The sequence below is a fragment of the Microbacterium sp. NPDC057741 genome (assembly GCF_042798735.1).
Taxonomy (GTDB): domain Bacteria; phylum Actinomycetota; class Actinomycetes; order Actinomycetales; family Microbacteriaceae; genus Microbacterium.
In genome coordinates this window covers 798,688-811,017 of sequence record NZ_JBHVJW010000001.1, presented here as the reverse complement: position 1 = coordinate 811,017, position 12,330 = coordinate 798,688, and the positions used below count along the sequence as shown (strand labels likewise).

12 protein-coding genes are annotated in these 12,330 nt (G+C 68.8%); 11 read left to right on the top strand and 1 reads right to left on the bottom strand.

What is annotated here, in order from left to right:
• Window positions 1-32 precede the first annotated feature (32 nt).
• The 3 genes from ACFVDO_RS03915 to ACFVDO_RS03905 are packed head-to-tail and all read left to right on the top strand — an operon-like array spanning window position 33 to window position 2,634.
• Window positions 33-803 (top strand): CoA transferase subunit A, encoded by a 771-nt coding sequence (locus ACFVDO_RS03915; protein ID WP_378858471.1) that lies wholly within the window; start codon window positions 33-35, stop codon window positions 801-803.
• Window positions 804-805: 2 nt separating this feature from the next.
• Window positions 806-1,459: a CoA transferase subunit B gene (locus ACFVDO_RS03910; protein ID WP_378858472.1), complete on the top strand. Its 654-nt coding sequence runs from the start codon at window positions 806-808 to the stop codon at window positions 1,457-1,459.
• On the top strand, window positions 1,456-2,634 hold the full coding sequence (locus ACFVDO_RS03905) for an acetyl-CoA C-acetyltransferase (protein ID WP_378858473.1): 1,179 nt from the start codon (window positions 1,456-1,458) through the stop codon (window positions 2,632-2,634). The genes ACFVDO_RS03910 and ACFVDO_RS03905 overlap by 4 nt, the downstream gene beginning before the upstream one ends.
• A gap of 3 nt (window positions 2,635-2,637) precedes the next feature.
• Here the strand turns inward: ACFVDO_RS03905 and ACFVDO_RS03900 are convergent, their stop codons facing one another.
• Window positions 2,638-2,916 carry a hypothetical protein gene (locus ACFVDO_RS03900; RefSeq protein WP_378858474.1) on the bottom strand — a complete coding sequence of 93 codons (279 nt, stop codon included), beginning with the start codon at window positions 2,914-2,916 and terminating at the stop codon, window positions 2,638-2,640.
• A 184-nt stretch (window positions 2,917-3,100) separates the two neighbouring features.
• Here ACFVDO_RS03900 and ACFVDO_RS03895 point away from each other — a divergent pair, with 184 nt between their 5' ends.
• The 8 genes from ACFVDO_RS03895 to ilvC all read left to right on the top strand — a co-directional run bounded on the left by ACFVDO_RS03895 (window position 3,101) and on the right by ilvC (window position 12,265).
• A complete protein-coding gene (locus ACFVDO_RS03895; protein ID WP_378858475.1) occupies window positions 3,101-4,294 on the top strand; it encodes an MFS transporter in 1,194 nt (397 codons plus the stop codon).
• Between the two features lie 53 nt (window positions 4,295-4,347).
• On the top strand, window positions 4,348-5,763 hold the full coding sequence (locus ACFVDO_RS03890) for a trehalose-6-phosphate synthase (RefSeq protein WP_378858476.1): 1,416 nt from the start codon (window positions 4,348-4,350) through the stop codon (window positions 5,761-5,763).
• Between the two features lie 44 nt (window positions 5,764-5,807).
• The gene (locus tag ACFVDO_RS03885) at window positions 5,808-6,257 is read left to right on the top strand and encodes a hypothetical protein (protein ID WP_378858477.1); all 450 of its coding nucleotides are present in this window, start codon (window positions 5,808-5,810) and stop codon (window positions 6,255-6,257) included.
• A complete protein-coding gene (gene otsB, locus ACFVDO_RS03880) occupies window positions 6,254-7,051 on the top strand; it encodes a trehalose-phosphatase (RefSeq protein ID WP_378858478.1) in 798 nt (265 codons plus the stop codon). Before ACFVDO_RS03885 ends, otsB begins: the two co-directional genes overlap by 4 nt.
• Window positions 7,052-7,060: 9 nt before the next feature.
• Window positions 7,061-8,794 carry a dihydroxy-acid dehydratase gene (gene ilvD, locus ACFVDO_RS03875; RefSeq protein ID WP_378858479.1) on the top strand — a complete coding sequence of 578 codons (1,734 nt, stop codon included), beginning with the start codon at window positions 7,061-7,063 and terminating at the stop codon, window positions 8,792-8,794.
• A 48-nt stretch (window positions 8,795-8,842) separates the two neighbouring features.
• A complete protein-coding gene (locus ACFVDO_RS03870) occupies window positions 8,843-10,645 on the top strand; it encodes an acetolactate synthase large subunit (RefSeq protein ID WP_378858480.1) in 1,803 nt (600 codons plus the stop codon).
• A 2-nt stretch (window positions 10,646-10,647) separates the two neighbouring features.
• Complete coding sequence (gene ilvN, locus ACFVDO_RS03865; RefSeq protein WP_378858481.1) at window positions 10,648-11,157, top strand: acetolactate synthase small subunit; 510 nt, start codon at window positions 10,648-10,650, stop codon at window positions 11,155-11,157.
• Window positions 11,158-11,236: 79 nt separating this feature from the next.
• Entirely contained in the window at window positions 11,237-12,265 is a 1,029-nt protein-coding gene (gene ilvC / locus ACFVDO_RS03860; RefSeq protein ID WP_378858482.1) for a ketol-acid reductoisomerase, read from the top strand.
• Window positions 12,266-12,330 lie beyond the last annotated feature (65 nt).

Genomic DNA, 12,330 nt, shown 5'->3' with positions numbered 1-12,330 from the left:
TGGGGGAGTACCCCATCACAGAGGAGTGACGCGTGATCGACAAGCAATGGGCGTCGGCTGCGGAGGCGGTCGCAGACATCCCCGACGGAGCCTCACTGGCAGTCGGCGGATTCGGCCTGTCCGGCAACCCGATGAAGCTCATCGAGGCCCTGCACGCGCAGGGCACCACCGACCTCAGCATCGTCAGCAACAACTGCGGCGTGGACGACTGGGGACTCGGCATCCTGCTCGGCGCGCAGCGCATCCGCAAGATGACGTCCTCGTACGTCGGCGAGAACAAGGAGTTCGAGCGGCAATTCCTCGAGGGGGATCTCGAACTGGAGCTCACCCCGCAGGGCACGCTCGCCGAGAAGCTGCGCGCCGGAGGCGCCGGCATCGCGGCGTTCTACACGCAGACCGGCGTGGGCACGCAGGTGGCCGAGGGCGGTCTGCCGCGCCGCTACGACGGCAGCGGCGGCGTCGCCGTCGAATCACCGGCCAAGGAGGTGCGCAACTTCGCGCCCGCAGGCACTCCGCACGACTACGTGCTCGAGGAGTCGATCGTCACCGACTTCGCCCTGGTGCACGCCTGGCGCGGTGACCGGCACGGCAACCTCGTCTTCAACAAGGCCGCGCGCAACTTCAACCCGCTCGCCGCACAGGCGGGGCGGATCTGCATCGTCCAGGTCGAGGAGCTCGTCGAACCGGGCGAGCTCGACCCCGACGGCATCCACCTGCCCGGCATCTACGTGCACCGCATCGTGGAGGTCGGCACCGGCGTCGAGAAGCGCATCGAACGGCGCACCGTCAGAGAGGGGAACTGATCATGGCGCTCACCCGCAACGAGATGGCCGCCCGAGCCGCGCAGGAGCTGCAGGACGGCGCCTACGTCAACCTCGGCATCGGCCTGCCGACCCTGGTGCCCAACTACGTGCCCGAGGGCGTCACCGTCGTGCTGCAGTCCGAGAACGGCATCCTCGGCGTCGGTCCGTATCCGACCGAGGAGCACGTCGACCCCGACCTCATCAACGCCGGCAAGGAGACCGTCACCACGCTGCCCGGCGCCGCCTACTTCGACTCGGCGACCAGCTTCGGCATGATCCGCGGCGGCAAGATCGACGCCGCCATCCTCGGTGCCATGCAGGTGTCAGCCGCGGGTGACCTCGCCAACTGGATGATCCCCGGCAAGATGGTCAAGGGGCCCGGTGGCGCGATGGATCTCGTGCACGGCGCCGGCCGGGTGATCGTGCTCATGGAGCACGTCGCCAAGGACGGCAGCGCGAAGATCGTGGACGACTGCTCGCTGCCGCTGACCGGACGCGGAGTGGTGCACCGGATCATCACCGACCTCGCCGTGATCGACGTCACGGATGCCGGTCTGGTGCTGGTCGAGACCGCCCCCGGTGTCTCGGTGGCGGATGTTATCGAGGCGACCGAACCCGAACTGATCGTCTCAGAAGGACTGAAGGAGAACTCATGAGCGACATCGTCATCGTCGCCGCCGCCCGCACCCCGCAGGGACGGCTCAAGGGCCAGCTGGCCGGATTCACCGCCCCGCAGCTGGGCTCGCTGGCCATCAGGGGCGCACTGGCGCAGGGCGGCATCGACCCGTCCGACGTCGACGCCGTGATCGTCGGTCAGGTGCTGCCGGCCGGCTCCGGCCAGAACCCCGCTCGTCAGGCGTCGATCGGCGCCGGCATCGGATGGGACGTCCCCGCCAGCTCGGTCAACAAGGTGTGCCTGTCCGGCCTCACGGCGATCATCGACGCCGCGCGGATGATCCGACTCGGCGACGCGACCACCGTCGTCACAGCCGGCATGGAGTCGATGACCCGTGCGCCGCACCTGCTGATGGGATCGCGCGACGGCTGGACGTACGGCACCGTCGAGGTGCTCGACCACATGGCGTACGACGGCCTCACGGACGTCTACGACAAGGAGAGCATGGGCGCGTCCACCGAACGGCAGAACCCACGGTACGGACAGACCCGCGAGACCCAGGATCGGGTCGCGGAGCTCTCGCACCAGCGCGCCGCCGCAGCCGCGGATGCCGGTGTCTTCGACGCCGAGATCGTCGCCGTCGAGGTTCCGCAGCGCAAGGGCGACCCGATCGTGCTCACCAGAGACGAGGGCGTCCGCCCTGAGACCACCATGGAGACGCTGGCGAAGCTGCGTCCGGCCTTCGCCGAAGGAGGCACGATCACCGCCGGCAACTCCTCGCAGATCTCAGACGGCGCATCCTCGGTGATCCTCACCACCCGCGAGAACGCCGAGGCCAAGGGATGGCCGGTGCTCGCCGTCGTCGGCGCCAGCGGGCAGACCGCCGGCCCGGACAACTCGCTGCAGGCGCAGCCGGCGCAGGCGATCCGCCGCGCCTGCGAGAAGCAGGGCATCACGCCCGCCGATCTCGACCTCGTCGAGATCAACGAGGCCTTCGGGGCCGTCGTCGCCCGCTCGCAGGACGAACTGGGGCTGAGCGAGGACATCGTCAACATCCACGGCGGAGGCATCGCCATCGGGCATCCGATCGGCGCCAGCGGCAACCGGCTCGTCGCGCACATGGCGCATGAACTGGTGCGTCGCGGCTCCGGCACGGTCGCCGTCGGCCTGTGCGGCGGCGGCGGTCAGGGCGAGGCGCTCATCCTCACCCGCTGACGGTCAGCGCTTCGTCGCCTTCGCGGTCTTCTCGAGCTGCTTCGCCTGCTTCTTGGCCCGCTTCGCCTGGACAGGGGCGAGCGGGGAGTCGACCGCGACGGCGACGCCGCGCTCGTCGCGGCGCATGTCGACGACGGCGCCGATCGCGAAGGCGAGTGTGATGGCCCAGCTCGCCCAGGCGAGCAGCGCCCGCCAGGTGATCGGCACGTCGCGGGTGCCGCGCAGCAGCGAGATCCCTGCGGAGATCGCGGCGAACAGGCCGGTGCTGAACAGGTAGCGCATGGATCCACGCTAGCGGGTTCCCGCACGGCGCGCCCGGTAGAATGACGGTCGGATGCCACGCATCCGCCAGCTGTGTATCTTCCGGCCGTCGGCACCCCGACGGATAGCGGCGGCACCCGACCCCGCGCTGATCCGGCGCGCGAGAGCCATGACACAGACCACATCGTCACCGAGCCTGCTCCGCTTGGCAGGCCTTCCGTACTTCCTCATCGCGTTCATCGCGCGGCTGCCGTTCGCCATGATGGTCGTCGGCGTGCTCACCCTGGCGGTCGCGGTGCGCGGCTCGATCTCTCTGGGCGGGCTCACCTCTGCGGCCGTCGGTCTCGGCACCGCCTGCATCGGTCCGCTGCTGGGGGCGGCCGCCGACCGGTTCGGCCAGCGCCCCGTGCTGCTGATCATCGCCGTCGCGAACGCGGCAGCGCTCGTGCTGTTCACACTCGCCGCGTACAGCGAGGCGCCGGACGCCGTGATGCTGATCGCGGCGTTCGCGATCGGTGCGACCGCCCCGCAGGTCGCGCCGATGTCGCGCTCCCGCCTGGTCACGATGATCACGGAGAATATGCCGAAGGCGCGCCAGCCGAAGGTCATCGGCGGAACCATGGCCTATGAGTCCGCCGCCGATGAGACGGTGTTCGTGTTCGGACCGTTCCTGGTGGGTCTGCTCGCCTCGATGATCGCCCCGTGGGCGCCGCTGGTGATCGGCGCCGCGCTGACGATCCTGTTCGTCGGCGCGTTCGCGCTGCATCCGAGCGGTTCTCACATCGCCGCCGCGCGCACGGTGGACGGCTCCGCGATCGCGCCCGTGCGCGAGCTGTTCCGCGCGCGCCTGCTCGTCGTCGTCGTGGGCATGTTCGGCGTCGGGCTGTTCTTCGGAACCATGCTCACCGCGCTCACGAGCTTCATGGAGGATCGTGGCCACCCGGAGCAGGCGGGGCTTCTCTACGGTGTGATGGGCGTCGGCTCGGCAGTGCTCGCGCTCGGTGTCGCCTTCCTGCCGCCGAGCTTCAGCCTCCGCAACCGATGGCTGGTCTTCTCCGGCATCCTGTTCGCGGGCACGCTGCTGCTGTTCGTCGTGCACGACGTGCCCAGCATGAGCCTGGCGCTGGGACTGATGGGCATCGGCATCGGGCCGACGCTGGTCACCCAGTACAGCTTCGGCGCCGCGCACACGCCCGCCGGTCGATCGGCGACGGTGATGACGATGCTCGGATCCTCGATCATCGTGGGCCAGTCACTGGGAGCGGCGATCACCGGCAGGCTGGCCGAGACCGCCGGGACGACCGAAGCCCTGTACCTGCCGATCGTCGCCGCGGCCATCGTGGTCGTCGCAGGCGTCGTCAATCACGCCCTGAACTCGCCCCGCCGCCTCGCTCGATAGCCTGTAGACCTGTAAGGGAGGTCGCCGTCGCAGGCGACAGGACGGGAGGATCCGTGTCGCGAAGCGAACGGGCGGAGTTCGTGGTGGTGGCCAACCGGCTGCCCGTGGACAGGGTCGTCACCCCCGACGGCGAGGAGAGCTGGCGCACGTCGCCCGGCGGTCTGGTGGCTGCGCTGGAGCCGATGATGCGTCGCGTCGACGGTGCCTGGGTGGGCTGGGCGGGCCAGCCCGACCTGGAGATCGCGCCGTTCACGGCTGACGGCATCCGGCTGATCCCGATCGCGCTCAGCGCCGAGGAGATCGCCGAGTACTACGAGGGATTCTCCAACGACACGATCTGGCCGCTGTATCACGACGTCATCGCGCCGCCGCAGTACCACCGCGAGTGGTGGGAGGCGTATGTGCGGGTCAACCGCCGGTTCGCCGAGTCCGCTGCCGCCGCCTGCGCCGAGAACGGCACCATCTGGGTGCACGACTACCAGCTGCAGCTCGCTCCGGCGATGATCCGTGAGATGCGGCCCGATGTGACCATCGGCTACTTCCACCACATCCCGTTCCCCACCCACGGTCTGTACGCGCAACTGCCCTGGCGCGACCAGGTGCTGCACGGACTGCTCGGCGCCGACGTGATCGGCTTCCAGCGTGCGCAGGACGCCACGAACTTCCTCACCGCCGTGCGCCGCCGGCTGCGGCACGAGGTGAAGGCCTCCACCGTCACCAAGGCTGACGGGCACGCCCCGCTCGTCAAGGCGTTCCCGATCTCGATCGACACCACGCCGTATCGCGAGCTCGCGCAGCGCCCGGACATCCGGGCCAGGGCGGCCGAGATCCGGGCCGAGCTCGGGCATCCGAAGCGCATCCTGCTGGGCGTGGACCGGCTGGATTACACCAAGGGCATTCGGCACCGGATCAAGGCGTACGGCGAGCTGCTCGATCAGGGTCGTCTCTCGGTCGAGGACGTCACCTTCGTGCAGGTCGCCAGCCCCAGCAGGGAGCGCGTCAACGCCTACATGCAGCTGCGCGACGAGATCGAGCTCGCCGTCGCGCGCATCAACGGAGACTACGACACGACGGGGCACACGGCGATCCGCTACCTGCACCAGGGATATCCGCGCGAGGAGATGGTCGCCCTCTACCTCGCCGCCGACGTCATGCTCGTCACCGCGCTGCGGGACGGCATGAACCTCGTCGCCAAGGAGTACGTGGCCACTCGTTTCGACAACCGTGGAGCGCTGGTGCTCAGCGAGTTCACCGGCGCCGCCGACGAGCTGCGCCAGGCCGTTCGCGTGAACCCGCACGACATCGAGGGGCTCAAGGAGGCCATCATGACGGCCATCGAGATGCCGCCGTCAGAGCAGGGCAGACGGATGCGCTCACTGCGCAAGCGCGTGCTCGAGCACGACGTCGACGCCTGGTCCACGTCGTTCCTCGACGCGCTCGCCGAGGCGCGCGCCAAGCGCCTGGCGTAAGGGGGGTCCTGGTCCCGCCCGCAGGAGTCTCCTAGGGTGGAGGCATGACGGCGAGGTGGGCGACGGCATGTGGCATCGGTGTGATCCTGACGGGAGCGCTGGTCGGCTGTTCTCCGTATGAACCGACGGAGGACGACTATCTGGACACGCACATCGAGTTCTGGACGATCGCCGCGGAGGCGGGCCAGGAGTCGATGGGAGAGCCGATCAGAGCGGATCTCGAGGAGCATCTCACCCAGCAGTGGAAGGCGGGCACAGGGGACGCCTCCACCCTCAGGGTGGTCTACGACGGTGTCTGCACCGACCTCGAGCAGGACGAGCGGGACTGGATCTTCGAGCTCTCGCCGCAGCTGATCAAGGCCGGCGTCGACAAGGCGACGGCCAGGAAGGCCGCGGCGGATCAGGTCGAGAGCATCGCGGCCCACCTGTGCCCGGAGCAGAAGGGCGCAGCCGCCGACGTGCGGAAGACGCTGCTCGAGGGGGGGACCGAATGACCACGGACTGGACGCCGGGAGCAGCGGATGCCGCGCTCTCCGCTATCGCCCGCACGCCGCGGCTGCTCGTCGCCCTCGACTTCGACGGCACGCTCTCGGAGCTCGTCGTCGATGCGATGAGCGCCCGCGCCGTGCCCGAGGCGGCCGCCGCGGTCGAGCGTCTCGCGGTGCTTCCGGACACACTGGTCGCGCTCGTGTCCGGGCGCAGCCTCGACCATCTGCGGATCATCGCCGAGCACAGCGAAGACTCGCCGGTCGCACTCGCGGGCTCCCACGGAGCTCAGGAATGGATTCCCGGCACGGGGGAGACCGATCCGGTCGACCCGCCAGAGGAGCGGGCGCTGCGCGAGCAGCTCTGGGTGGACGTCGAGGAGCTCCTCGACGCATTTCCGGGCGTGGAGCTGGAGCGCAAGACCTACGGCCTCGGCATCCACGGACGCCCCGCAGACCCCTCGGTGGAGGCCCGGGCGTTCTCCGCCGTCGATCAGCTGATGGCGCGTCGCGCCCCGCACTGGCGGCGCAGGACAGGCAGCCGCATTCTGGAGTTCTCCTCCCGGCAGGAGGGGAAGGATGCCGCCATCGCCGCACTCCGCGAGCGCTTCGGAGCCACCGCGGTCGTGTTCGCCGGGGACGACGTCACCGACGAGGACGCACTGCGCTCGCTGCATCCGGGCGACCTCGGGGTGAGGGTCGGACCGGGGGAGAGCGCGGCGGACCTGCGTGTGGAGAACCCACAACAGATCGCGGCGCTCCTCGGCGTCATCGCGGACGAGCGGGGCGCCGGTCGGGAATAGACTTCCGTCATGTCCTCCCACGAAGCCAACGCAGGCGCGCCCGGCGCCGCTCCAGAGATCGACATCAAGCCCCGCAGCCGCGTCGTCACCGACGGGATCGAGGCCACCACGTCCCGAGGCATGCTCCGTGCCGTGGGCATGGGCGACGCGGACTGGGACAAGCCGCAGATCGGAATCGCGTCCAGCTGGAACGAGATCACGCCCTGCAACCTCAGCCTCGACCGCCTCGCCCAGGGCGCGAAGGAGGGCGTGCACTCCGGCGGTGGCTACCCGCTGCAGTTCGGCACGATCTCCGTCTCGGACGGCATCTCGATGGGCCACGAGGGCATGCACTTCTCGCTGGTCTCCCGAGAGGTCATCGCCGACTCCGTTGAGACCGTCATGATGGCCGAGCGCCTGGACGGCAGCGTGCTGCTGGCCGGCTGCGACAAGTCGATCCCCGGCATGCTCATGGCGAGCGCCCGCCTCGGACTCTCCAGCGTCTTCCTCTACGCCGGCTCGATCGCTCCCGGCTGGGTCAAGCTCTCGGACGGCACCGAGAAGGAGATCACGATCATCGACTCCTTCGAGGGTGTCGGCGCGTGTCGTGCCGGTCGCATGACCGAGGAGGACCTCAAGCGCATCGAGTGTGCATTCGCCCCCGGCGAGGGCGCCTGCGGTGGCATGTACACCGCCAACACCATGGCATCCGTCGCCGAGGCCCTCGGCCTCAGCCTGCCCGGGTCGGCGGCGCCGCCCTCGGCCGATCGCCGACGCGACTACTTCGCGCACCGCTCCGGCGAGGCCGTGGTCAACCTGCTGCGTCAGGGCATCACGACGAAGGACATCCTCACCAAGGAGTCGTTCGAGAACGCCATCGCACTGGCCATGGCGCTCGGCGGTTCGACGAACGTCGTGCTGCACCTGTTGGCGATCGCCCGTGAGGCGGGCATCGACCTGACCCTGCACGACTTCAACCGCATCGGCGACAAGACACCGCACATCGCCGACATGAAGCCGTTCGGCAACTACGTCATGAACGACGTCGATCGCCACGGCGGCATCCCTGTGATCATGAAGGCGATGCTCGACGAGGGCCTGCTGCACGGCGACGCGCTCACCGTCACCGGCAAGACCGTCGCCGAGAACTTGCGCGACCTGAACCCCGACGCCGTCGACGGCGAGGTCATCCACACCTTCGACAACCCGATCCACTCCTCGGGCGGCATCACCATCCTGCACGGATCGATGGCACCCGAGGGCGCCGTGGTGAAGTCGGCCGGCTTCGATGCCGACGTCTTCGAGGGCCCGGCGCGGGTTTTCGAGCGCGAGCGCGCCGCGATGGACGCCCTGGCCGCGGGCGAGATCAGCGCCGGAGACGTCGTGGTGATCCGCTACGAGGGCCCGAAGGGCGGCCCCGGCATGCGGGAGATGCTCGCGATCACCGGCGCCATCAAGGGCGCGGGGCTCGGAAAAGATGTACTACTCTTGACAGACGGACGATTCTCAGGCGGCACAACCGGCCTGTGCATCGGCCACATAGCACCCGAAGCGGTGGACGCTGGTCCCATTGCCTTCGTGCGCGATGGTGATCTTATTCGGGTCGATATCGCGGCTCGTGCTCTCGACCTACTCGTCGACGAGTCCGAGCTGAGCTCCCGCCGTGAGGGCTGGGAGCCGCTTCCCCCGCGCTACACCCGAGGCGTTCTCGCCAAGTACTCCCGACTCGTGCGCTCCGCTGCAGAAGGAGCCACGACCGGTTGAGTGCTCCGGCATCCCGACGATTCCGCCAGATCACATCAGGAATGACACATGACTGCTGATTCCGCCCCGGCCGTGCCACGGCCACCCGCCCGTCCCGCCGCCGCCCCGGAGATCTCCGGGGCCGAGGCCGTCGTCCGCTCGCTCGAGAAGCTCGGCGTCACCGACGTCTTCGGCATCCCGGGCGGCGCGATCATGCCCGTCTACGACCCGCTGATGGACTCCACCGGCGTCCGCCACGTGCTCGTCCGGCACGAGCAGGGCGGCGGCCACGCGGCCGAGGGCTACGCCACGGCGTCCGGCAAGGTCGGCGTGACCATCGCGACCTCCGGTCCCGGAGCGACGAACCTCGTGACCGCGATCGCCGACGCGTACATGGACTCGATCCCGATCGTGGCGATCACCGGACAGGTCTTCTCCACGCTGATGGGAACCGACGCGTTCCAGGAGGCCGACATCGTCGGCATCACCATGCCGGTGACCAAGCACTCCTTCCTGGTGAAGGACGCCACCGAGATCCCCGGTGCCATCGCCGCGGCGTTCGAGATCGCGTCGACCGGCCGGCCCGGCCCGGTGCTCGTCGACATCACCAAAGACGCGCAGCAGCAGGTCGCGCCGTTCGTGTGGCCGCCCAAGGTGGACCTGCCGGGCTACCGCCCGGTGACCAAGGCGCACGGCAAGCAGATCCAGGCCGCGGCCGCACTGCTGGCCGAGTCGAAGAAGCCGGTGCTGTACGTCGGCGGCGGTGTGATCCGCGGCAAGGCGTCCGAGCAGCTGTACACGCTGGCCGAGTCGACCGGGGCACCGGTCGTGACCACCCTGATGGCGCGCGGCGCGTTCCCCGACTCGCACACCCAGCACCTCGGCATGCCCGGCATGCACGGCACGGTCCCGGCCGTGCTGGCGCTGCAGGAGTCCGACCTGATCGTGTCGCTCGGCGCGCGGTTCGACGATCGCGTCACAGGGAAGGCGTCGCTGTTCGCGCCGAACGCGAAGGTCGTGCACGTCGACATCGACCCCGCCGAGATCTCGAAGATCCGCACTGCGGACGTGCCGATCGTGGGCGACCTGCGCGACGTGCTCGTCGACCTCGACACCGCATATCGCGGGATCACCTCGGGGGCGAAGCCCGACATCGAGGAGTGGTGGTCGTACCTCGACGGCCTGCGCACCGAGTTCCCGCTCGGCTACACGCAGCCGGAGGACGGCCTGATGTCGCCGCAGTACGTGATCCAGCGGATCGGCGAGCTGACCGGCCCCGAGGCCGTCTACGCCGCAGGCGTGGGCCAGCACCAGATGTGGGCCGCGCAGTTCATCAAATACGAGCGGCCGAACTCGTGGCTGAACTCCGGCGGCGCCGGCACCATGGGCTATTCGGTCCCGGCGGCGATGGGCGCGAAGGTCGCCGAGCCCGACCGCGTCGTGTGGTCGATCGACGGTGACGGATGCTTCCAGATGACAAATCAGGAGCTCGCGACCTGCGTCATCAACAACATCCCGATCAAGGTCGCGATCATCAACAACTCGTCGCTCGGGATGGTGCGGCAGTGGCAGACCCTGTTCTACGACGGCCGTCACTCGAACACCGACTTGAACACCGGGCACGGCACCGCCCGCATCCCCGACTTCGTCAAGCTCGCCGAGGCCTACGGCTGCCTCGCGCTGCGGGTGGAGAAGGAGGAGGACGTGGATGCCGCAATCCAGACGGCCCTCGAGACGAACGACCGCCCCGTGGTGATCGACTTCGTGGTGAGCGCCGACGCGATGGTGTGGCCGATGGTGCCTCAGGGTGTCAGCAACAGCTACGTCCAGTACGCACGCGACCACGCCCCGGCGTTCGACGAGGAGGACTGATCATGTCGAAGCACGTGCTGAGCCTGCTCGTCGAGGATCGTCCGGGTCTGCTGACCCGTGTCGCGGGGCTGTTCGCCCGCCGCGGCTTCAACATCGAGTCCCTCGCGGTGGGGGTGACCGAGGTGCCGGGCATCTCGCGCATCACCGTCGTAGTGGACGTCGAGGACCTGCCCCTGGAGCAGGTCACCAAGCAGCTGAACAAGCTGATCAACGTGATCAAGATCGTCGAGCTCGAGCAGTCGGCCTCGGTGCAGCGCCACCACATGCTGATCAAGGTGCGCACCGACAACAACACCCGCTCGAACGTGCTCGAGGTCGTGAACCTGTTCCGCGCCTCCGTCGTCGACTACGCTCCCGACGCCCTGGTGATCGAGGTCACCGGCGACAAGGGCAAGGTCGAGGCCCTGCTGCGCGCCCTCGAGCCCTTCGGCGTCAAGGAGCTGGCGCAGTCCGGCCTGGTCGCCATCGGCCGCGGCGGCAAGAGCATCACCGAGCGAGTGCTGCGCGGCTGAGCACACCGAACCATGTTCGCCCGCTCGTCTGCTGGGCGAGCGAAGCGAGAAGAAGTACCACTAGCAAGGAGAAATACAAGTGAGCACCGAGATCTTCTACGACGCTGACGCCGACCTGTCGATCATCCAGAGCAAGAAGGTCGCGATCGTCGGCTACGGCTCGCAGGGCCACGCGCACGCGATGAACCTTCGCGACTCGGGCGTCGAGGTCGCCATCGCCCTCAAGGAGGGCTCGAAGTCGATCGCCAAGGCCGAGGAGGCCGGCTTCCCGGTCAAGAACGTGGCGGATGCCACCGAGTGGGCCGACCTGATCATGATCCTCGCGCCCGACCAGCACCAGCGCGGCATCTACGCCGACTCGATCAAGGACAAGCTGACCCCGGGCAAGACGCTGGCCTTCGCGCACGGCTTCAACATCCGGTTCGGCTACATCGACGCACCCGAGGGTGTCGACGTGATCCTGATCGCGCCGAAGGCTCCCGGCCACACCGTGCGTCGTGAGTTCGTCGCCGGCCGCGGTATCCCGGACATCATCGCCGTCGAGCGCGACGCGTCGGGCCAGGCCTGGGCCACCGCGCTGTCCTACGCGAAGGCGATCGGCGGAACCCGCGCCGGCGTCATCAAGACCACCTTCACCGAGGAGACCGAGACCGACCTGTTCGGCGAGCAGGCCGTCCTGTGCGGTGGCATGAGCCACCTGGTGCAGGCCGGCTTCGAGACCCTCACCGAGGCGGGCTACCAGCCCCAGATCGCCTACTTCGAGGTGCTGCACGAGCTGAAGCTCATCGTCGACCTGATGTGGGAGGGCGGCATCGCCAAGCAGCGCTGGTCGATCTCCGACACCGCCGAGTTCGGCGACTACGTGTCCGGCCCGCGCATCATCGACGCCGGCGTGAAGGCTCGCATGGGCGAGGTGCTGGCCGACATCCAGTCCGGCGCCTTCGCGAAGCGCTTCATCGAGGACCAGGACAACGGCGGCGCCGAGTTCCTCGCCCTCCGCGAGAAGGAGCAGGGTCACCCGATCGAGGCGACCGGCAAGGAGCTGCGCGCTCTGTTCGCCTGGAAGCAGTCCGACGAGGACTACGTCGAGGGCAGCGCTGCGCGCTGACCCGTCGTTTCTGAAGAAGCGGATGTCGCCCTGGGGCGGCATCCGCTTCTTTCGTCCCCAGACAT

Excerpts from the sequence above, each read along its gene's own strand:
- otsB (WP_378858478.1), top strand. The coding sequence starts at position 6,254 with ATGACCACGGACTGGACGCCGGGAGCAGCGGATGCCGCGCTCTCCGCT.
- ACFVDO_RS03900 (WP_378858474.1), bottom strand. The coding sequence starts at position 2,916 with ATGCGCTACCTGTTCAGCACCGGCCTGTTCGCCGCGATCTCCGCAGGG.
- ACFVDO_RS03870 (WP_378858480.1), top strand. The coding sequence starts at position 8,843 with ATGACTGCTGATTCCGCCCCGGCCGTGCCACGGCCACCCGCCCGTCCC.
- ACFVDO_RS03885 (WP_378858477.1), top strand. The coding sequence starts at position 5,808 with ATGACGGCGAGGTGGGCGACGGCATGTGGCATCGGTGTGATCCTGACG.
- ilvD (WP_378858479.1), top strand. The coding sequence starts at position 7,061 with ATGTCCTCCCACGAAGCCAACGCAGGCGCGCCCGGCGCCGCTCCAGAG.
- ilvN (WP_378858481.1), top strand. The coding sequence starts at position 10,648 with ATGTCGAAGCACGTGCTGAGCCTGCTCGTCGAGGATCGTCCGGGTCTG.
- ACFVDO_RS03905 (WP_378858473.1), top strand. The coding sequence starts at position 1,456 with ATGAGCGACATCGTCATCGTCGCCGCCGCCCGCACCCCGCAGGGACGG.
- ACFVDO_RS03910 (WP_378858472.1), top strand. The coding sequence starts at position 806 with ATGGCGCTCACCCGCAACGAGATGGCCGCCCGAGCCGCGCAGGAGCTG.